At 57.9% G+C, this 20515-nt stretch carries 23 protein-coding genes; 10 read left to right on the forward strand and 13 right to left on the reverse strand.

The window, feature by feature from the left end; all coding sequences use genetic code 11:
• Positions 1 to 61: 61 nt before the first annotated feature.
• The 3 genes from AB8880_07840 to betB are packed head-to-tail and all read right to left on the reverse strand — an operon-like array spanning position 62 to position 3081.
• Positions 62 to 595, reverse strand: coding sequence for a YbaK/EbsC family protein (locus AB8880_07840; protein XDZ64837.1), 534 nt, complete (start codon positions 593 to 595; stop codon positions 62 to 64).
• Between the two features lie 54 nt (positions 596 to 649).
• On the reverse strand, positions 650 to 1621 hold the full coding sequence (speB, locus tag AB8880_07845) for an agmatinase (GenBank protein ID XDZ64838.1): 972 nt from the start codon (positions 1619 to 1621) through the stop codon (positions 650 to 652).
• 11 nt (positions 1622 to 1632) lie between these two features.
• Positions 1633 to 3081 carry a betaine-aldehyde dehydrogenase gene (gene betB, locus AB8880_07850; GenBank protein XDZ64839.1) on the reverse strand — a complete coding sequence of 483 codons (1449 nt, stop codon included), beginning with the start codon at positions 3079 to 3081 and terminating at the stop codon, positions 1633 to 1635.
• A gap of 151 nt (positions 3082 to 3232) precedes the next feature.
• On the opposite strand from betB, the gene AB8880_07855 reads away from it, so the two are divergent.
• From AB8880_07855 to AB8880_07865, 3 genes are read left to right on the forward strand one after another with little or no spacing between them, the layout of a single operon-like run.
• Positions 3233 to 3886, forward strand: a complete 654-nt coding sequence (locus tag AB8880_07855; GenBank protein ID XDZ64840.1) for a class I SAM-dependent methyltransferase — start codon at positions 3233 to 3235, stop codon at positions 3884 to 3886.
• A 2-nt stretch (positions 3887 to 3888) separates the two neighbouring features.
• Entirely contained in the window at positions 3889 to 4020 is a 132-nt protein-coding gene (locus tag AB8880_07860) for a hypothetical protein (protein XDZ64841.1), read from the forward strand.
• A gap of 11 nt (positions 4021 to 4031) precedes the next feature.
• Positions 4032 to 4949, forward strand: coding sequence for a histone deacetylase family protein (locus AB8880_07865; protein ID XDZ64842.1), 918 nt, complete (start codon positions 4032 to 4034; stop codon positions 4947 to 4949).
• 15 nt (positions 4950 to 4964) lie between these two features.
• On the opposite strand, the gene AB8880_07870 is transcribed toward AB8880_07865, so the two are convergent.
• Both AB8880_07870 and AB8880_07875 read right to left on the reverse strand, forming a co-directional pair.
• Positions 4965 to 6164 carry a CaiB/BaiF CoA transferase family protein gene (locus tag AB8880_07870; protein ID XDZ64843.1) on the reverse strand — a complete coding sequence of 400 codons (1200 nt, stop codon included), beginning with the start codon at positions 6162 to 6164 and terminating at the stop codon, positions 4965 to 4967.
• 12 nt (positions 6165 to 6176) lie between these two features.
• Entirely contained in the window at positions 6177 to 6788 is a 612-nt protein-coding gene (locus AB8880_07875) for a LysE/ArgO family amino acid transporter (GenBank protein XDZ64844.1), read from the reverse strand.
• A gap of 91 nt (positions 6789 to 6879) precedes the next feature.
• Between AB8880_07875 and AB8880_07880 the strand changes: the two genes are divergently transcribed.
• From AB8880_07880 to AB8880_07890, 3 genes are read left to right on the forward strand one after another with little or no spacing between them, the layout of a single operon-like run.
• On the forward strand, positions 6880 to 7464 hold the full coding sequence (locus AB8880_07880) for a tetratricopeptide repeat protein (GenBank protein ID XDZ64845.1): 585 nt from the start codon (positions 6880 to 6882) through the stop codon (positions 7462 to 7464).
• Positions 7465 to 7482: 18 nt separating this feature from the next.
• A complete protein-coding gene (locus AB8880_07885) occupies positions 7483 to 8466 on the forward strand; it encodes an arginase family protein (GenBank protein XDZ64846.1) in 984 nt (327 codons plus the stop codon).
• The gene (locus tag AB8880_07890) at positions 8463 to 8648 is read left to right on the forward strand and encodes a hypothetical protein (GenBank protein XDZ64847.1); all 186 of its coding nucleotides are present in this window, start codon (positions 8463 to 8465) and stop codon (positions 8646 to 8648) included. The genes AB8880_07885 and AB8880_07890 overlap by 4 nt, the downstream gene beginning before the upstream one ends.
• On the opposite strand, the gene AB8880_07895 is transcribed toward AB8880_07890, so the two are convergent.
• A complete protein-coding gene (locus AB8880_07895) occupies positions 8602 to 9555 on the reverse strand; it encodes a histone deacetylase (protein XDZ64848.1) in 954 nt (317 codons plus the stop codon). The two genes, AB8880_07890 and AB8880_07895, sit on opposite strands and share 47 nt — an antisense overlap.
• 95 nt (positions 9556 to 9650) lie before the next feature.
• On the opposite strand from AB8880_07895, the gene AB8880_07900 reads away from it, so the two are divergent.
• Both AB8880_07900 and grxC read left to right on the forward strand, forming a co-directional pair.
• Positions 9651 to 10274 carry a MarC family protein gene (locus AB8880_07900; protein XDZ64849.1) on the forward strand — a complete coding sequence of 208 codons (624 nt, stop codon included), beginning with the start codon at positions 9651 to 9653 and terminating at the stop codon, positions 10272 to 10274.
• 9 nt (positions 10275 to 10283) lie between these two features.
• Positions 10284 to 10562 (forward strand): glutaredoxin 3, encoded by a 279-nt coding sequence (grxC, locus tag AB8880_07905; GenBank protein XDZ64850.1) that lies wholly within the window; start codon positions 10284 to 10286, stop codon positions 10560 to 10562.
• Here the strand turns inward: grxC and AB8880_07910 are convergent.
• The 4 genes from AB8880_07910 to xsc form a co-directional block, all read right to left on the reverse strand.
• Positions 10559 to 11245, reverse strand: a complete 687-nt coding sequence (locus AB8880_07910; protein ID XDZ64851.1) for an orotate phosphoribosyltransferase — start codon at positions 11243 to 11245, stop codon at positions 10559 to 10561. The two genes, grxC and AB8880_07910, sit on opposite strands and share 4 nt — an antisense overlap.
• 13 nt (positions 11246 to 11258) lie before the next feature.
• Entirely contained in the window at positions 11259 to 12308 is a 1050-nt protein-coding gene (gene pyrC, locus AB8880_07915) for a dihydroorotase (protein ID XDZ64852.1), read from the reverse strand.
• 58 nt (positions 12309 to 12366) lie between these two features.
• Positions 12367 to 13884 carry a trimethylamine methyltransferase family protein gene (locus AB8880_07920; protein XDZ64853.1) on the reverse strand — a complete coding sequence of 506 codons (1518 nt, stop codon included), beginning with the start codon at positions 13882 to 13884 and terminating at the stop codon, positions 12367 to 12369.
• A 91-nt stretch (positions 13885 to 13975) separates the two neighbouring features.
• Positions 13976 to 15757: a sulfoacetaldehyde acetyltransferase gene (xsc, locus tag AB8880_07925; protein ID XDZ64854.1), complete on the reverse strand. Its 1782-nt coding sequence runs from the start codon at positions 15755 to 15757 to the stop codon at positions 13976 to 13978.
• 212 nt (positions 15758 to 15969) lie between these two features.
• On the opposite strand from xsc, the gene AB8880_07930 reads away from it, so the two are divergent.
• Positions 15970 to 16713: an SDR family NAD(P)-dependent oxidoreductase gene (locus AB8880_07930; protein XDZ64855.1), complete on the forward strand. Its 744-nt coding sequence runs from the start codon at positions 15970 to 15972 to the stop codon at positions 16711 to 16713.
• Complete coding sequence (locus AB8880_07935; GenBank protein ID XDZ64856.1) at positions 16710 to 17171, forward strand: nuclear transport factor 2 family protein; 462 nt, start codon at positions 16710 to 16712, stop codon at positions 17169 to 17171. Before AB8880_07930 ends, AB8880_07935 begins: the two co-directional genes overlap by 4 nt.
• Positions 17172 to 17185: 14 nt before the next feature.
• Here the strand turns inward: AB8880_07935 and AB8880_07940 are convergent, their stop codons facing one another.
• Genes AB8880_07940 through AB8880_07950 form a run of 3 tightly spaced genes read right to left on the reverse strand, consistent with a single transcriptional unit; the run spans position 17186 to position 20480 of the window.
• Positions 17186 to 18376, reverse strand: a complete 1191-nt coding sequence (locus AB8880_07940) for a class I SAM-dependent methyltransferase (protein XDZ64857.1) — start codon at positions 18374 to 18376, stop codon at positions 17186 to 17188.
• A complete protein-coding gene (locus AB8880_07945; GenBank protein XDZ64858.1) occupies positions 18373 to 19173 on the reverse strand; it encodes a DUF1365 domain-containing protein in 801 nt (266 codons plus the stop codon). The genes AB8880_07940 and AB8880_07945 overlap by 4 nt, the downstream gene beginning before the upstream one ends.
• Positions 19173 to 20480 (reverse strand): NAD(P)/FAD-dependent oxidoreductase, encoded by a 1308-nt coding sequence (locus AB8880_07950; GenBank protein XDZ64859.1) that lies wholly within the window; start codon positions 20478 to 20480, stop codon positions 19173 to 19175. The genes AB8880_07945 and AB8880_07950 overlap by 1 nt, the downstream gene beginning before the upstream one ends.
• Between the last annotated feature and the right edge of the window lie 35 nt (positions 20481 to 20515).

The raw sequence follows: 20515 nt of genomic DNA on the forward strand, positions 1-20515 counted from the left end.
GGATGAAACTTTTTATGTCGAGGCTGATCTTCGGTTCTGCCCCATTGCCGCCCGAGCCGGGCTAAGATGACGCCGGCATGCTGATCTCCCCGGTCACCCGGCCGCCCGTGAGCCGCTCAAGTTCAGCAAAGCTGCACCCGAACACCAGATGCGTATGCCCCGCCGCTGCCCAGACGGTTTCCGAACGTGACAGCGCCGAGTCGATCAGCACCACCACCTCTTCGGGCAGGCCTGCCGGCGAAACTCCCCCGATGGAATAACCTGTCACGTCCTTGACGCGTGTAGCATCCGGGCGGCTGATCTTGCCGCCAAGGCCAAGAACCCGGACAACCGCCGCCATATCACAGCGCCGATCCCCGCTGATGAGCACGGCAACCGGCATCGGCTGGCCTTGGAGCGGACCTGCCGATGGAACGAGATCGAAAATCAGCGTCTTGACGATGGCCGCGACATCAACCTTGAGCGAGCTGGCTGCCTCTTCGGCGCTGCGGGCGGTCTCCGCAAGTGCAACCAGCCGCGCTGACATCCCTGCTGCGTCAAGCGCTGCCTTGACCTTGCGGGTAGCCGGCGTGTCGGGCGCTGCGGGTGACGTCATCCCCGCGCCTCCGGCCAGGCCTGCCTGCTTAACTGGAGCAGGTCCGAGGCTGGCCTAATTCCGGGCATCAACCGCGACCGCCAACATGCAGAGCAATTCGAACATCATGGAAACACCAACCCAGGCCGTGTTGCCGCTTTGATCGAATGGCGGTGAAACTTCCACCAGATCAGCACCGATGAGGTTGAGCCCTTCGAGCCGCCGCACGAGCAACTGGGCTTCGCGGGTGGTGAAGCCGCCGATTTCAGGCGTGCCCGTGCCAGGGGCAAAGGCAGGATCGATACAGTCGATATCAAAACTGACATAGGTTGGCGCATCGCCAACGACAGCCCGGGCCTGATCCATGACATCGGCAATACTACGATCGGCAAACTCATCCATGGTGATGATCGTAACGCCGTTTGCCCTTCCCCATTCGATATCTTCGCCATCATACATGGTGCCGCGGATACCGATCTGCACCACCCGTTTCGGGTCAAGCAGGCCTTCTTCGATGGCCCGGCGGAACGGGGTGCCATGGGTGAAGCGGAAGCCGTCGAAATAGCTGTCGAAAAGATCGGTATGGGCATCGAAATGGATCATCCCCACCGGACCGTTTGTGGCAAGACCGCGGAGAACCGGCAGCGAGACCAGATGATCCCCCCCTGCGGTCATGGGGATGATGCCTCTTGAACTGATCTCAGCGTAGAAATTCGTCACCCGTTCCAGCGTATCGTTGAGATCGGCCGGATTGATCGGGCAATCGCCAAGATCCGCGCAATTCACCATCTTGAATGGGGAGATATAGGAAACAGGATGGGTGGACCTGATCATGGTCGAAAGGTCACGCAACTGGCGCGGGCCATGGCGGGCACCGGGGCGGTTGGTTGTCCCGCCATCCCATGGCACACCGACGATGCCGATATCCACCTCCCCTATTCTCGGGTGGTCAAAACCCACTATCGGCAGACGCATGAAGGTCGGCACGCCGGCAAATCTTGGCAGTTGAGCGCCGGAAACCGGCTCAAAGAAAGATGATGCGCTCATATCTTGCTCCCTTACTCATCATCAATGGCAATATATGTGGCCCGGATATCGCTGTAGGCTTCAAAAGCAAAAGCCGAGGATTCCCGTCCAAAACCTGAATTCTTGACGCCGCCAAAAGGCATGTCCGGCGGAATTAGATTATACGAATTGACCCAGACATTGCCGGCTTCGAGCTTGCCCGCGACACGGTGGGCGCGGCTCAGATCACGGGTGAAAAGCCCCGCGCCGAGACCATATTCGGTTGCGTTGGCCCGCTCAACTGCCTCGTCTTCGGTGTCGAAAACTAGAACGCTCATGACCGGGCCGAAGATCTCCTCCTTCACCACGGTCATGCTATCGGTGCAGTTGCCGAGAATGGTAGGCTGCATGAAATAGCCGCCTTCAACCCCTTGCGGGTGAAGCCGGTTGCCTCCCGTGACAAGGCTGGCACCTTCGGCAATACCTTTTTCAACATAGCCGAGAACCTTCTTCAGGTGCGGCTCCGAGATCAACGCCCCCATCTGGACGTCATCGGACATCGGGTCACCGACCGTCATGGCTTCGGTTTTTTCCTTCATCAGCCGGATGATTTCATCAGCAACAGATCGCTGGACAAAAACGCGGGTGGCGTTTGAACAGACCTCACCGGCGGTATAGAAATTGGCCTCAAGCGCGGTGGTTGCCGCCTTTTCCAGATCGCAATCCTCAAACAGGATCAGCGGTGCCTTGCCGCCGAGTTCCAATGTCACCCGCTTGAGGCTGTCCGCCGACTGCGCCATGATCTTGCGGCCGGTGGCAGACCCGCCGGTCAGCGAGACCTTGGCGATACCGGGATGCGCGCAGATGGCCGAGCCAAGCGCACCATCTCCCTGCATGACGTTCATCAGCCCGGGCGGCAGGCCAGCCTCTTCCATGATTTCCGCAATCCTCAGCGAGACGAGCGGCGTCATCTCCGATGGTTTCAGGATGAAGGCATTGCCCATGGCCAGCGCCGGCGACGACTTCCAGAGCGCGATCTGCGCCGGAAAGTTCCAGGCGCCAACCCCGGCGCAAACCCCGAGCGGTACGCGCCGTGTATACCCCACCGCGCCCGGCCACTGATGCTGGGTGCCGGTATAGGTCATGATCGCGGCGCCGAGATATTCCATCACATCGGGCCCGCTCGGCACATCGGCCGAACTGGCTTCGGCAAAAACCTTGCCGACGTCCTGCACCTCAAGCCGGGAAAGTTCATCATTGGCGTCCCGCAGGGCCGTAGCGCAACGGATGAGGATCTGCCCCCGGGCCTGAACGGATGCTTTCGCCCAGTCTTTCTGCGCCTCGCCTGCCATGGCCACGGCTTCATCAAGCATGGCAGATGTGGCAAGTTCCACTTCGGCGATGACTTCGCCTGTCGCCGGATAGTATTTCGGCACTTTTTGTGCCGCCGCTCCCTGCGGACGAGGCGCCCCGCCATAATAGCTTGAAATCACCCGTGTCATCGCCTGCTTCTCCTCAACCCTGAAGACTAAGCCTACCCATGCGGGAAAGATTTGGCCATGCAAAAATCACCTCACCCTGACAAATGTCCTCGTTGAAAAAAGAGGGTGCAAAACTGCTTCAATCCCGGGCGGATTTTGCTACAGTCAGGATATGAACCACGAGAACCAGAACAGGGACGAAGCCTACAGCCTCTCCACCCCGGAAGAACATCGCCTTTATTACGATCGCTGGGCGGAAACCTATGAAGCTGATTTCGCCATTGCCGAAGGCTATGTCTATCCCGAACGGATTGCCCGGCTTCTTGCCAGCCTGCTTCCCGACGGGGACGGCCGCATTGCCGATATCGGATGCGGCACCGGTCTTATTGGTCAGCATTTGCGTGATCTCGGCGTTACGTCACCGATTGACGGGCTTGATATCTCACAAGGCATGCTCGATGTGGCGGCGAGTAAAGATGTCTATGCAGCATTGCATCTGGCGGATCTCACCGACCCGTCCACATTGCCGGAACGGCGGTACCGGGCGCTGATCAGCGCCGGGACCTTCACCCTCGGCCATCTCGGCCCGGATGCGCTCATCCATGCCCTTGGCCTGGCCGAGCCCGGCGGCCTCGCCCTTATCGGCATCAATGCCCAGCATTTTGAGGAAAAAGGCTTTGCCGCCACCCTCACATCACTCAAGGAAGATGGCGTGATTACAGCCCCGGTTCTGCATTCGATCGGGATTTATGCGGATCCCGACGCCGTCACCGCAAGCAGCACGACTGCCACCGTCGCCGAATTCACCTTTCTCAAGGGAGCCTGAAGATGGAAATCGCCGATATCCTGATATGGGGAGGGTTCAGCATCATTGTCGCAAGATTCCTGATCCCGAGACTGCTCGACTTCCTCGGGCTTGAAGTCACGCGAAGGCCGAAAAAAGACAAACCGAAGGACTAGAGGGTCAATCCATGCTCAAGATCATCACCCATGAGGCGTTTGTCCATCACCCTGTTCCCATGGGGCATCCCGAACGTCCGGACCGGATTCGCGCCGTCTGGCAGGCCATCGAAGAGAGGTTTCAGGATATCGATCGCCTTGATGCGCCGAAAGCTGCACCTGACCGGATTGCCCTTGTTCATGGCAATGCCTATCTCGACGCCATCGCCGCCTACGACACCGAAAATGAGGGGACAACGCCTCTTGACCCCGACACCCATATGGGACGCGGATCACTTGAAGCTGGTCTTCGTGCCGCTGGCGGGGCGGTTCTCGCGGTTGACGAAGTCATGACCGGGGCGGCCGAACGCGTCTTTCTTGCCGCCCGTCCACCCGGGCATCACGCCGAGCCGGACACACCCATGGGTTTCTGTCTTTTCTCTTCGGCTGCCATCGCCGCCGAGCACGCGCGTGAAGCCCATGGCCTCACCCGCGTTGCCGTGGTGGATTTCGACGTGCATCACGGCAACGGCACGCAAGCTGCCTTCTGGAACGATGGTGATCTGCTTTTTGCTTCAAGTCATCAGATGCCGCTATTCCCGGGAACGGGCGCGGCAGATGAAACCGGCAAGGGCAATATCCACAATGCTCCGCTCCGCGCAGGCAGCGATGGCGAGACGGTGATTTCCATCTGGCGGGATCACCTCATCCCCCGGATCAGGGCCGGCAAGCCTGAACTGATCATTCTTTCGGCCGGTTTCGATGCCCATGCCGACGACCCGCTGGCAAGCGTTGAACTTCAGGCCGGGGATTTTGCCACCCTCACCACCATGATCCGGCAACTGGCCGAAGACTGTGCTGAAGGCAGGCTCGTTTCACTGCTCGAAGGCGGATATGACCTTGCGGCGCTGAAAGATTCGGTCACCGCACATCTTGGTGCCTTGCGCTGATCCTGACCGGGCCATTTACTCCTTGAGCCAGTCTGCGAGCACTTCATCGGTATGTTCGCCGCATCGCGGCGGCGCATGGCGGTAGGAAACGGGCGTTGCCGATAATCTGAGCGGATTGCCGATAAGATCTACCGTGCCATGTTCAGCCCCTTCATAGGGCATGGAAATCCTCATCTTGCGCGCCTTTACCTGATCCGATGCAAAGACATCCGCCATGTTGTGAACCGGGCCTGCCGGAACACCCCTCTCTTCACAGGCTTTGAGGAGATCATCGCGTTTCCACTGGCGGATCAGCTCCTCAAGCAAGGGGACGATGACCTCGCGATGGCGAAGCCGGTCCGGGTTGGTTCTGAAACGATCATCTTCGGCAAGATCTGCGCGGCCGAGGATGGCGGCAAAGGCGGCAAACTGGGTATCGTTGCCGACGGCGATGATCACATGGCTGTCGGCCGTGGCAAAGACCTGATAGGGAACGATATTGGCATGGGTATTGCCCATCGGCGCTGGCACGATGCCGGAGAGAAGGTAATTCACCCCGACATTCGCCAGCCAGGATACTTGCGCGTCCACCAGCGCGATATCGATATGCTGGCCTTCGCCGGTGGCGTCGCGATGCCGGAGCGCGGCCAGAATACCGGTGACGCTGTACATGCCCGTGATCAGATCAGCCACCGCAACACCGACTTTCTGCGGCTGTCCACCCTTTTCGCCGGTAATCGACATATAACCGCCATAGCCCTGGACCATGATATCGTAGCCGGCGCGATGCGCGTTGGGGCCGGTCTGGCCGAAACCGGTGATCGAACAGTAGATGAGCCCGGGGTTAACCGCCTTCAGATCCTCATAGCCAAGCCCGTATTTTGCAAGCCCGCCAAGTTTGAAGTTTTCAATCAGTACATCAGCTTTGGCCGCAAGCCGTTGAAGCGTTGCCGCCCCTTCATCGGTGGTGATATCAAGAGCAAGTGACCGCTTGTTTCGATTGGCCGCAAGATAATACCCGCTTTCCGTCGTCGGCTGACCCGCTGCATCGTTAAGGTAGGGCGGCCCCCAGCTGCGGGTATCATCCCCCTGCCCCGGACGTTCAACCTTCACCACATCCGCGCCAAGATCACCGAGCAGCTGGGTCGCCGTCGGCCCGGCCAGGATTCGCGTCAAATCGAGAATACGAAGCCCGCTGAGCGGGCCGGGATTGGCAGGAAATGTATCTTCGGACATGAAAAACCCCTTCTAGAGACGGAAAGCCGCAGCCAGAAGCCCGGCGGCAAGCCAGAACATGATCAGCGCAATGCCAAGATCAATGCGCTTCCATATTCCAGGGCTGGTAAGGTGGCGGCCTATGGCCTTTGCACCATACCCCAGCCCGAAAAAGAAGACAAAACTGGAGATCGCCGCGCCGAGGCCGAAAACCGCCCTTTCCGGAGGCGCAAGAGTTGATGCAATGCCGCCCAGCAGCACCACCGTATCAAGGTAGACATGCGGGTTGAGCCAGGTCAACGCCGCCGCCATCACCAGCGCCGGGATCAGTTTATGCTGGCCACTCCCTTCTGCCTTGAGGCTGGACTGCCCTTTGATGGCATCACGCAACCTCAGAAGGCCATATCCCGAAAGCCAGCCCGCGGCCAGAAGATAGAGCCAGAAGGAAACATCTTCCATCCCGCCAAGCACCGCCCCCATGCCCGTGATCCCGAGGGCAATCAGAACAGCATCGGAAAGCGCGCAGAAAAGACAGATCGCAAAGACATGGGTGCCGTTAAGGCCTGCCCGCAACACATAGGCATTCTGTGCGCCGATGGCCAGGATCAGCGACAAGCCCAGAAGAAAGCCCTTCAAAAACGTCATTCTCCCCCCAGATGCTCATGCGGCAAGGTGTTTTTCCTGCATTTCCCCTTGCGGTGGCCGCGCCCAGAGATAAGTATAGAGTATGTACCTCATGAAAACCATGCGAATAGATCTGCGCGGGCTCCTTTCAGGACTGGCCCTGTGCCTGATGCTTTCTGGCGCGTCCCTTGCAGAAGGGCGGGCCGATGAAAGCAACGCGCAGCTCAATGCCCTCTTCCATGATCTGGCCGAGGCCACAACAGAGACCGCCGCCGCCAAGACCATCCATGAGATCTGGCAGATCTGGACCGGCGACAGCGAAAACAGCACCAGCAAGGTGATGATGGAGCATGGCCTCACCCTGATGCAGGCAGGAAATTTCAAGGGCGCCGAGCGTGTCTTCACGCAGCTGATCGAGCGTGAACCCGATTACATGGAAGCCTGGAACAAGAGAGCAACCGTGCGCTACATGTTGAGCAATCTGACCGGCTCTGAAGAGGATATCGCCGAAGTGCTGGTGCGGGAGCCGCGACATTTCGGGGCCCTCTCCGGCCTTGCCATGATACGCCTCAAGCGTGGCAATATGGAGGAAGCGCTAAAGCTTTATCGGCATATTCTCACCATCAACCCGTTCAGCCCCGATGCCTTGCGCCTCATTCCCGAGATCGAGGTGCAACTGCGCGGGGATCCCGCCTGAATATCCTGAGGGGGAAAGATGTCTTCATCACCACGCATGGGCGATCTTTTCGGGGGTGACGATGCCCGGACATGGCTCAATCTTCCCGAAGGCCGAATTTCAGAAGAGATGACGGCTGATATCGCCATCCTCGGGATCGGTTCGGCCACGCCGTACCCGCTCGGCTCCTATTGCAAGGAGGCGCCTGACGCCATCAGGAAGGCCCGGACCTGGCCCGGGATGCTCGATCATCATGACTTTGATCTTCATGGCACGGCACCATCGGGGGGCATTCTTCCCGAAGGCGTGACGGCCGTTGATTGCGGCAATCTTGACGTGACCGACAGCGCCGATGCCGCCATCACCGCCCGCAACAGGGAGATCATCCGGCAACATATCGGCATGCTCCGACGGGCCGGGGCGGTGCCGTTCATCTTTGGCGGTGATGACAGTATCCCTATCCCCGTGCTTGAAGCCTATGCGGATGAGGCGCCGCTCTCGATCCTCCAGATCGATGCCCATATCGACTGGCGGGACGAGGTTGATGGCGAAAGGATGGGGCTTTCGAGCAATATGCGCCGGGCCAGTGAAATGGATCACATCGGCACGATTGTCCAGCTTGCCGCCCGCGGCATCGGCTCGGCCCGGGGAGGTGACGTGAAGGATGCGCTGAATTACGGCACCCGCCTTCATCCCATGCAACAACTTCTTGAAGGTGGCGGAATAGCCCGCGCCATCGAAGACCTGCCCGAAGGCGTGCCTCTTTATATCGCCCTTGACGTTGACAGCCTTGATCCGGTGCATATGCCCGCGGTGATAGGCGCCGCGCCCGGCGGGCTCAACTACTGGCAGATGATGGAAATCTTCAGGCGGGCCTCCGAACGTGCCCCGATCATTGGCTTCAATATGGTTGAAATGATGCCGGCGCAGGATATCAACGGCCAGGGTGCGCTGATGGCCTCCCGCCTCGGTATTTCCATGCTCGGCCTGATTGCAGGCCAGATCGCGCGTGGCCAGCCATGATCGCCAAACTTCTGCTGATTGCTGTTGTCGCTTTTCTTGTCTTCTGGGTTGCCGGCCGGGTCATGCCGCAGCTTTCATCGCAGTTCAGAAACAGGATCCTGCCCATTCTTCTGTCGCCGGTGATGCTGCCCGTGATCAAACGGGTCGGGATGCTTCTTCTGCGGATTCTGTTCCGTCGGTGAAATATCGCTGATAGACCTCTCGGGCAGCGCGGAAAATCAGGGCATGCCTTGCCGCAAGCGCTCCCTGATCCGGGATGTAGCCACCGCCGATGACCGTTGCCACCGGTATCCCGCGGCGGCAGAACCAGTCCAGCACCATTTCATCCCGTGCCAGTATCCCCGCATCGCTGAGATCAAGCCAGCCGAGGGTATCGCCGCGATGAACATCAACCCCGGCATCATAGAGAACGAGATCAGGGGTGATGCGATCCATAAGCCGATGCAGGGTATCATTAAGGATGGCAAGATAGAGCTCATCCCCGGTCCCGCGCGGGACTTCCACATCAAGATCACTTTCCGCCTTGCGGGCCGGGTAGTTTTTCGCGCAATGCAGGGAACAGGTAAAGACAGCCCGCTCCTTTTCAAGGATGCGGGCGGTGCCATCTCCCTGATGCACATCGGCGTCAAGGATCAGAACAGAACCTGCCTCGCCCCTCTCGATCAGCCGCGTGGCGGCATAGGCAAGATCATTGAAAACACAGAACCCTGCACCGTGGCTGTAATGCGCATGATGCGTCCCGCCCGCGGCATGGCAGGCAAGCCCGTGGGCAAGTGCCTTTTTTGCGGCAAGATAGGTGCCGGCGGGGGCAAGAAAGGACCGGCGGGCAAGACGCTCCGACCAGGGCAGGCCCAGCACCCGAAGCGCCGACGGATCTAGCGTGCCTTCGGCTACCGCGTCAATATATCCGCGGTCATGCACCCGTGCCAGATCATCACGCGTGACGGGATGCGGGAAGATAATCCGTACCCCTCGGGTAAGGTTTTGCTCAATCAGGCAGGACATCAGCGCCGAAAATTTCGATGCGGAAAACCGATGTTCCGGCGGCAGGGGGATATCGTAATCGGGATGGGTGACAAAATACAGCATGGCCAGTCTGGGAAAATGGCGTTGTTATTCCTACCTTATAGGGGTAAGGGATAGATCAAGGCCAGCATGATCTGGCCTCGGTCACGGAATACGGCATGCTTGATCAATGGACACAAACCTTCCTGCTGGCGATGGTGGTCATCGACCCGATTTCGCTTGCCCCCATCTTTCTTGCCATGGTCAGCCCATATGGGAAGGCGGCGATCGACCGTATCATTATCGTGGCCACGATTGTGGCCATCGGGGTGCTGGGAAGTTTCTACCTTTTCGGTGGACCGTTTCTGGAAAAGATCGGGGTAGAGGTGGCGTCATTCCGAATATTGGGGGGGATCTTTCTGCTCGCTGTGGCGTTTGAGATGGTCTTTGAACGCCGCACCAGCCGCAAGATTTCAACCGCCGAGCAGGTCGCCAGCAAAGCCGAGCTTGACAGCCTCGCCGTCTTTCCCCTGGCCATTCCCCTGATCGCCGGACCGGCCGCCCTGACGCTTACCGTCGTGACCGCACAATCTGAGGCGTTCGGCAGCGCCGGGCATCTGATGGGCTTTCTGCCGATCGCCGCTGTTGTCGTGCTGGCCGCGGTGGCGATGAAGGCGGCGGCGTTTGCAACCCGCATCCTGACGCCTGTTGTCACGCTGGTCATTCAGCGGCTCTTCGGCATGATACTCGGGGCGCTGGCCACCCAGTTTGTCATCGACGGAATCAAGGAAATCTTTTTCTAGGACAGAACCATGAGCGCAGAAGTTGAGATTTATACAAGTTCACTATGTGGATACTGCAGTGCCGCAAAACGCCTGCTTGAGCAGAAGGGCATCACGTTTAACGAGATTGACGTCACTTTTGATGCGGAGACGCGCCGCGCCATGACCTTGCGCGCTGGCGGGCGGACATCCGTGCCGCAGATCTTCATCAATGACCAGTCGATCGGCGGCTGTGATGACCTTTATGCGCTGGAACGTGCAGGAGAGCTCGATGCTCTTCTGGCTGACAGAAAGGCTTCGGCGAGCTAGTCGGCTTTCCCGCCATGGGCAGCCGACCAGTCTTTCGGCGCGTCGAGAAATTCGGCCACGGCATCAAGCGTCTTCTTGTCGAATTTCTCCATCTCGCGGGCAAGATTTAGCACATCACGCCAGGTGGTCAGGTAATGGAGGGTGAGGTTGTTATCGGCCATGATCTCTTGTGTTTCCTTGAAGATGTCATAGAAAAACACAACGAAGGTATGGTGGCATTCGGCCCCGGCCTTGCGCAAGGCATCCACAAAGACGATCTTGCTGCCGCCATCGGTGGCAAGATCCTCGACAAGCAAGACCCGATCACCTTCACGGATCTGGCCTTCGATCTGGGCATCACGTCCGAAACCCTTTGGCTTCTTGCGGACATACTGCATCGGCAGCCCCATCCGTTCGGCAAACCAGGCGGCAAAGGGAATACCGGCAGTCTCCCCGCCGGCAACGCTGTCAAACGCCTCATATCCTGCTGTTTCCATCACCGTCGCGACGCCAAAATCCATCAGCGATGACCGGATACGCGGAAAGGAGATGAGTTTTCGGCAGTCGATATAAACAGGGCTCGCCGCACCTGAGGTCAGGATAAATGGGGGATCACTGCGGAAATGCACGGCATCGATTTCCAGCAGCATTCTGGCGGCGGCACGGGCTATGTGATCTCGGTCGGGATAGGTTGTCTGGAGCATGGTCTTTTCCTGTTCAGCTTATCGTATCAACACGCCAGAAGAGGTCAACGCCCGGATCAAAGATCGTCACGGTCTCATCCCCAGCCTCAAGGGTTGCGGGAAAGGAGATGGGCGTCTTCTGCCGGGTAAGGCGTATTGTCGCGGCATTCGGCGCAACCCCGTAGAACGCCGGCCCGCCCAGACTGGTAAAACCTTCCAACTGGTCGAGGGCGCCTTCCTCTTCGAAGACATGGGCAAGGCAGGAAAGCGTATTGGGGGCGGAGTAGATCCCGGCGCAGCCGCAAGCCTGCAGCTTGGCCCGGTCCGGATGCGGCGCCGAATCCGTGCCCAGAAAGAACCGCGGATCACCGGAGGTCGCCACCCGCCGCAGGGCAAGCCGGTGGTCTTCACGTTTCGCCACCGGCAGGCAGTAATAATGTGGCCGAATACCGCCGGCCAGAATATGATTGCGGTTGATCATCAGATGATGGGTGGTGATCGTCGCCGCCAGATGGGTGGCGGCAGCCTTGATGTAATCGGCCGCATCAGCGGTGGTGATATGTTCCATGACCACCTTGAGTTCCGGCAGCGCCGTGCGAATCGGGTCAAGCACGGTTTCGATGAACACACGCTCCCGATCAAAGATATCCACCGCCGCATCGGTCACCTCACCATGCACGCAGAGCGGCAGGCCCGTCTCCGCCATGCGTTCAAGCACCGGCATGACGCGGGCAATATCACGCACTCCGGAGGCGGAGTTCGTGGTCGCCCCGGCCGGATAGAGTTTGACCGCCGTCAGGATGCCGTCGGCATGGCCCCGGACCAGATCATCCGGGTCGGTATCTTCGGTCAGATACGCCGTCATGAGCGGCGTGAATTCCATCCCTTCGGGCAGGGCACGGAGGATACGTTCACGATAGGCCGCAACCTCGGTCGAGCGGACAAGGGGCGGCACGAGATTGGGCATGATGATGGCCCGGCGGAAATGCCGTGCGGTATCAGGCAGAACGGCCCTGAGCATCTCCCCGTCGCGAAGATGAAGATGCCAGTCATCCGGCGCGATAATGTCCAGCGTATCTTTCACGCCTGAATTCTCCTGCCTGCAAAATCATTCTCTTATCAATCCCGGGAAGGATCATGGTCTAATACCACGCATCTTCCATGCTGGCTTTCTTTTTTGCGACAAAATCCTCGATTTCTTCGCGCCTGGCAATATCCATGGGCGGCGCTTCATATTCATCAAGCATGGTGTTCCAGCACTCATAGGCGCGGCGGGCGGTATCCTTGCCGCCATCTTCCATCCATTGCTCATAACTGTCGGCATTGGAAAGAAGAGGTTCATAGAAGGCGGTTTCGTAATTCGCCATGGTATGGGCTGATCCGAGGAAATGCCCGGCCGGTTCCACATCATCATAGGCTGATCGGCCAAGCCCATTATCCGAAAGGTCCATGCCTTCAAGGAGTTTCTGATACCCGCCGAGACGATCGGCGTCGATGAGCAGCTTTTCATATCCGGTGGTGAGCCCGCCTTCGAGCCAGCCCGCCGAATGGAGAACAAAATTCGCCCCGGCCATGGCCGTTGAATGCATGCTGTCGGCGCTCTCTGCCGCGGCCTGGGCATCGGGGAGTTTGGACGCCGTCAGCGAGCCGCCACACCTAAGCGGCACCTTGAGCCGGCGCGCAAGCTGGCCGATGACATAGTTTGATGCGGTGGGTTCAGGCATGCCGAAAGTCGGCGCCCCTGTCCGCAGCGACATCGATGAGAGGAAATTGCCCAGAACAAACGGTGCCCCTTTACGGACAAGCTGGGTGAAGGCCCCGCAGGCCATGGCTTCGGCCAGCGCCTGGGCAATCGAGGCCGCGGTGGTGACCGGCCCCATCGCCCCGCTCAGGATAAAGGGGACGACGACCATCCCCTGTCCGGCGGCGGAATATGTCCGGATGGCTTCGGTCACGACCTTGTCCACCAGAAGAGGTGAATTGGTGTTGACGTTGCCCATGATGACGCAGTGATCTTCGAGGAAATCAGCGCCGAAAAGGATCCGGGCCATGGCAACGCTGTCTTCCGCCCGGGATTTGGCGGTGATCGCCCCGAGCATCGGCTTATCGGAATAGATCATATGGGTTGCCACCATATCAAGATGGCGTTTGTTGACCGGAATATCACACGGCTCGCATGTCACCAGACCGGAATGGTGCAAGGCTGGCAGGGCCGAGGTCAATTTGACGAGATTCTGCAAATCTTCCAGCGTGCCGTAGCGCCGCCCCTTTTCAATATCCATGACAAAAGGAGGACCATAGACCGGCGCAAAAACCTGATTGCCCTCACCTATGCGCACGGACCTCTCCGGGTTGCGGGCATGCTGGACAAAAGACACCGGGCAGGTTTCCATGAGCTTTCGGGCCATGCCGCGTGGCAGGCGCACACGCGTTCCATCAATATCGGCCCCGGCATCACGCCATATCTCAAGCGCGACCGGATCATCGGTAAACTCAAGGCCGATCTCCTGCATCAGCCATTCGGCCTGATCTTCGATCCTGGAGAGGCCTTCTTCGCCGAGGTAATTTGTAAAGGGGATACGGCGCTGGATATAGGGAAAGGCAACAACCTTTGTTGCCGTTTCACTGCGGCGACTTCGTCTGGTCCGGCGCTGTTCCATCCGTATCTCCCCCTTGAAGAGATCAAAAAAAATCACGGTATCCGAAACCGGATACCGTGAGAAGATTATTTTTATCGTATCAAATCAGGGCTTATTCAGCGGCCTGTTGAGGGCGCATATCGTCAGGGTCAATCCCGGCGACAACCGTCGGCTTTTTCATGGCGTCCCGACGGAATGGCTCCCCGAGTTCCTGATTGAGAATGACTTCGATGAAGGTGGTGATCTTGTTGTCCATCTGATCCTTGATGGCCTGATCAAGTGCCGCCGTCAGCTCATCCATGCCCTTGACGGTAACGCCCTTGAGCCCGCAACCTTCGGCAACACGGGCATAACTCAGATGCGGATCAAGCTCGGTGCCAACAAAATTGTTGTCATACCAGAGCGTGGTGTTGCGCTTTTCCGCACCCCACTGGTAGTTGCGGAAAATCACCATGGTGATGGCCGGCCAGTCATCACGGCCGCACGCGGTCATCTCATTCATTGAAATCCCGAAAGCGCCGTCACCGGCAAAGCCGACCACCGGGGTGTCCGGCTTGCCGATCTTGGCCCCGAGCACGGACGGGAAACCATACCCGCATGGACCGAAAAGACCGGGCGCAAGATATTTGCGGCCCTCTTCGAAAGTGGGATAGGCGTTGCCGATGGCGCAGTTGTTGCCAATGTCGGAGGAAATGATGGCTTCCTTGGGCAGGGCGGCCTGTATCGCCCGCCAGGCCATACGCGGCGACATGCGGTCACTGTCACGGGTCCGGGCATCGGCATTCCAGCTGGTGCCGGGATCATCATCTTCATGATCCATGGAGCTGAGTGCCTGCAACCAGGCTGACTTGGCCTGATGGATGGCGGCCTTGCGTTCGGCACGGCCAGCGTCGCCTGCGGATGGCGCAAGCTGATCAAGGATCTGTGTTGCGACGGCCTTGGCATCGCCGCAGATCCCCACCGTGACCTTCTTGGTCAGGCCGATACGGTCAGGGTTGATATCCACCTGGATGATCTTTGCGTCCTTGGGCCAATAGTCAATGCCATACCCCGGCAGGGTTGAAAACGGGTTGAGGCGCGTTCCAAGCGCCAGCACGACATCGGCTTGGGCGATCAGTTCCATGGCCGCGCGTGAGCCATTATAGCCAAGGGGACCAGCGGCAAGTTCATGGCTGCCCGGGAAACTGTCATTGTGCTGATATCCCGAACAGACAGGTGCATCAAGACGTTCGGCCAATGCTTTGGTTGCATTGATCGCCCCGCCGATCACCACACCGGCACCGGAAAGAATGACCGGAAACTTCGCTTCGGAGAGCATCTGGGCTGCCTGGGCAATCGCGTCGCGGCCGCCTTGCGGACGCTCGATCCGGACAACCGGCGGCAGGTCGATATCAATAACCTGGGTCCAGTAGTCACGGGGCACGTTGATCTGGGCCGGCGCGGAAGAACGAAAGGCCTTTTCGATCACGCGATTGAGAACCTCGGCAATCCGGACCGGATCACGCACTTCCTCCTGATAACATACCATATCCCGAAACAAAGCCATTTGCTCGACTTCCTGGAACCCGCCCTGGCCGATCGTCTTGTTCGCGGCCTGAGGCGTTACCAGAAGAAGGGGGGTGTGATTCCAGTAGGCTGTCTTGATCGGGGTCACGAAATTGGTGATCCCCGGGCCATTCTGGGCAATGCACATCGACATCTTGCCGGTGGCGCGGGTATAGCCATCAGCCATGATCCCGCCATTGGTCTCATGGGCCACATCCCAGAAAGTGATCCCGGCCTTGGGGAAGAGGTCCGAAATCGGCATGAACGCCGATCCGATAATCCCGAACGCATGTTCAATCCCATGCATCTGAAGGACTTTGACAAAAGCTTCTTCGGTGGTCATTTTCATGGCAGGTCTCCTCTGGCGTTCATGCTTGTTCATCAAGGCAAGCGCATTGGTGCGGTCCTGCCTTTTAAATAACATCTTATTTTTATGAAACCCGCCGGGTTTAAGATAGGTCCAGTTCAGCCAATATTTGGTACCAGCCCTGCCCGCATACATGGGTTAAGGCTGGCGAAACGTGAAAAACGCCTTACATCAGGACACAAGAGGCAGATAGAATGGCACATATCTTCATTACCGGCGCAAGTTCAGGCATTGGCGAGGCCCTTTCCCATGCGCTTTGCCGCAACGGCCACCGGATAAGCGGCGTGGCCCGGCGTCGTGATCGCCTGCAGCAGATGAAAGATAAACTCGAAGGCTTTGCCGCGATCACGGCGGATGTCACGAGCCCTGATGCGATGATGGCGGCCGCCGGCGAGGCGGAACAGATCCACGGGCCGATCGATATCGCCATCCTCAATGCCGGGGTCTATACCCCGCAGGATGGGCGGTCACCCGATGTCGAGGTCTTCCGCCAGCATATCGAGGTCAATTACATGGGCGTGGTGCATGCGCTGGCTGCCATCACCCCCGGGATGGTGGCGCGAGGCCGGGGCCGCATCATGATCGTCTCTTCGGTGGCGGGATGGCGCGGCCTGCCGAAATCTGCCGCCTATGGACCGACAAAGGCCGCCCTGATTTCCCTTGCCGAGTCGCTCTGGTTTGATCTGAAACCTGCAGGGATTACGGTTCAGGTCATCTGCCCCGGCTTTGTTGATACCGAAGCCACTGCCATCAATGATTTCGACATGCCCGATCTCCAGTCACCGGCGGCGGCGGCGCAAGCCATCCTCAGAGGGATGGAAACCGACCGGTTTGAAATAGCCTTCCCGAAACGCTTTGCGCGAATGATGCGGCTGTTGCGTTACCTGCCCTACCGGACGTATTTTGCTCTTGTCAGCAAAAGGACCGGACGATCATGACTTCCCAGCATCTGATGACGGCGGCAACGCGCTATGCCGAGGCTTTTTCCCGGCTTCAACCGGACAGGATTGATCAGCTTGTTGATCTCGTTCACGATGAGGTGATTTTTGCCGACCCGTTCAACCGGTTGCGTGGCAAGGCTTCCTTTCGTCAGGTCTTTGCCCATATGTTCGAGGTCTGCGATGAGCCCCGCTTTCAGGTATCGGACATTGCCTCCGGGCAGAAGGCGGTATATCTGCGCTGGCGCATGACCGGGCGGTTGCGCTCATGGCCCCGAACCGAGATTGATCTTGAAGGGATGAGCGAGATCACCATCAATGCCGATGGCCTGATCACGGCACATATCGACCATTGGGACAGTGCAAGCCAGCTGCTCAGCAAACTGCCGGGGATAGGGCTTGTCATGAAATCCATGCTCAGGCTTTTCCGGCTTCCGCCCGGGACGGTGGGGGAGTGACGTATAAAAAGGGGTTATTCTCTTACAAGCAGCATCTGCTTGACATCGATGGATCCGGCACGGAACCCGCCCTCGCAATAGGCAAGATAGAGCTCCCACATCCTTTTGAATCTTGAATCAAACCCCTTGCCGTCAAGCTCCGGCCAGGCGGCGAGAAACCGCTCCCTCCAGACCCTGAGCGTGTCGGCATAATGCTGGCCGAACCCGTCCGCCGCCTCCATTCTGAGCCCGGCATTCCTTATCGGATCCGCAAGCGCAGGCATGGAGGGCAACATCCCGCCCGGGAAAATATATCGCTGGATGAAATCAGGTTCCCGGCGGTAATCATCAAAGACCGCATCATCGATGGTGATGACCTGAAGGGCTGCCTTGCCGCCGCGTTCAAGACAGCGTGAAAGGGTTTCAAAATAGGTCGGCCAGTAGGCTTCCCCCACGGCTTCGAACATCTCGATGGAGACAATGCGGTCATAGGAATGATCAAGATCACGATAATCCTTGAGAACGATGGTCACGAGATCATCGAGCCCGGCTTCTGCCATCCGCTTCGTGGCGTAATCAAACTGTTCCTTTGAAATGGTAATGCCGGTCACCCTTGCTTTCAGATGCCGGGCGGCATATTCGGCAAATCCGCCCCATCCGCAACCGATTTCCAGCACATGATGCCCTTCGCGGATATCGGCAAGCTCGGCGAGACGGCGATATTTGGCCTCCTGCGCACGGGTCAGGTCCTGGCTTTCATCCTCAAAAATCGCCGAGGAATAGGTCATGCTCTGATCAAGCCATTTGGCATAGAAACTGTTGCCGAGATCATAATGAAAGGAAATATTCTTTCGTGATCCTGCTTTGGTGTTTGAACGCATCTGATGATACATCAACCTTAACCAGGTCTTGATCCGTGAAAATTTGAGATTCTCCTCCACATACGCATTCTGGAGAACGACCAGCTCAATCAGCGCCGCCAGACGTGTGCTGCTGACCCCGCCGGTCATGAAAGCTTCACAAAAACCCATCTTGCCATCACGCATGATCTGCCCCAGGGCAGCGCGGCTGTTGATCTGAAGATCGGCTTCAGGTCCGGGCTTATCGCCGGTGAATTTATAGGTGCTGCCATCCGCCAGCATAAGATGAAGGGTGCCGGCGCGGATATTCTGCAACACCGTCAGAAATGCCCGCACCTGCAGAGGATATAGAAGAGAAGATATCATGCCGGATCCTTTTTTCTTGTTCTGGCCTCTGACCAGGGTGTTGCGGGAGGTTCAGGGCGAGCAAAGAACGGCACGTTCTTGGCCCATAGTTTGAGCGCTTCAATATGGATGGAAACAAGAGGCCGCATGGGAAACAGCCTGGCCCAGATCAGGCCCGTCAAAATTGATCTGCTTGAAAGCGGGATAATATCGCCGCGCAAGCTTGCCGTCAGCGCCTGCTTTCCTTCGATCTGGTAATCGATCAAGAGACTGATCTTCTCTGCTGCTGCGCGTATCTTCAACCTGTATTCACCCTTGACCGGGAAAAACGGTGATACATGGAGCATTTTTTCAACTTCATGCACCGGTGCCCCCCTTCCATCAATGGCAGCGATATAGGAATGCATATCCCCGAAAGTATTCCGCACTTCATAAATGCAGAATACCGGTTTGTCCTGATCATCATAACACAGATAGACCGAGATAGGATTAAAAGCTGCGCCAAGAATGCGCGGGAAGGTCAGCAGGCGAACCCGCGCAACAGGTGTATCAGGGCAATGCTGCCGGGCAAGACGTCTTGCATAATCAGCAAGAGGTTCGACGAGCTTTCTTCCGGCAGCAAAATTCGGCCCGTAATCTTTCTCGTCAAACGAGAGCAGATTAAAGCGGCCGATGGCAAAGGCAGCACTCAGCCTGCCAGCTTCATCAAGTCGGTCAAGATCAAGCCAGATCGACAGGCCACGCCGCTCAAGCCGGTGGCTCGCTGGCTGATGACGCGTATGGATGATACTCGATCTGACAAGGCAGCAGGCTTGCATCAGGCGGGCCTTTTTTCCTCTGCCATGTCTTTCGCGATGGCGTAGCCAGCGGTCGGGCTTTCCCAGGGAATCTCGACGCCAAGACTGCGCGCAATGGCAACGGCAGATGCCAGACCGTCTTCATGAAATCCGTATCGTGTCCAGGCTCCGGCATAGAAAAGCCCGTTCTTTCCCTGCAGGGAAGGCAGAAGCCGCTGGGCATCAATGGCTTTCTGATCAAATACCGGATGATCATAGAAATATTCACCATGGACAAGCGCCGGGTCAGGTTCGATGAAAGGGTTGAGCGAAACCAATAGCGGTGTAGCCACCTTTATATTCTGCAGCCGGTTCATCCAGTAGGTCACGCAGAGCCCGTCGCGTGGATCACGCCGGGTCAGGTAGCTCCATGACGCCCAGGCAGATTTTCGCCTTGGCATGAGCCGTGTATCGCTGTGGAGAAGAACACGATTGGGCTGAAAATCAAACGCCCCGAGAATCCGGCTTTCTTCCGGGTGAGGATCATCGATGAGTTTCAGGGACTGATCAGCATGCGCGGCCAGAACCACCCTATCGTACCAGACTTCACCAACCCCTCTGATATGAAGCGCCACCCCGCCTGCTTTGCGCGTGATCCCCTCAATCAATGTCTCTGGGTGGATATTTCTGCCAAGGGCTTCTTCGATTTTCCGCACATACTGGCGCGAGCCTCCGGTCACCGTCCGCCAGCGTGGACGCTCAATGAAATTCAGCAGCTGATGATTATTCATGAACGCGATGAATGACCGGGCCGGAAAAGCCAGCATGGTTTCGGCAGGACAGGACCAGATCGCCGACGCCATCGGCAGAAGATGATCCTGAACAAAGGCATCACCATAGCCAAGCCGTGCGATGAACTGCCCCAGACTTTCGCCTTCAGGTCCCTGCCCCACCTCAACCGTGGCGCTGCGATAAAACCGAACCAGATCACGCAACATGGCCCAATAGGCTGGCCGAACAAGGTTGGACGGCTGGGCCAGAAGCCCCCGGAGCGAGCCTTCGTATTCGCAATCACCGGGCCCGATGGAAACGCCAAAGGACATATCGGTGGTTTCTGTTTCCACGCCAAGATGATCAAACATCCCGACAAGATTGGGGTAATTGAGCGGGTTGAAGACGATGAAGCCTGTATCCACCGGCACCTGGCCTTCGGCGGTCATCACATCCACGGTATGTGAGTGTCCGCCAATGCGATTATCACCTTCGTAAAGATGTGTCTCATAGGAACGGGAGAGAAGATAAGCCGACGCCAGACCGGAGATGCCGGAGCCAATAACAGCAATACGCATAATTTATTCCTAATTTATAATATCCATGAGATAGA

It is taken from the genome of Alphaproteobacteria bacterium LSUCC0684 (genome assembly GCA_041228335.1).
Taxonomy (GTDB): Bacteria; Pseudomonadota; Alphaproteobacteria; order Puniceispirillales; family UBA1172.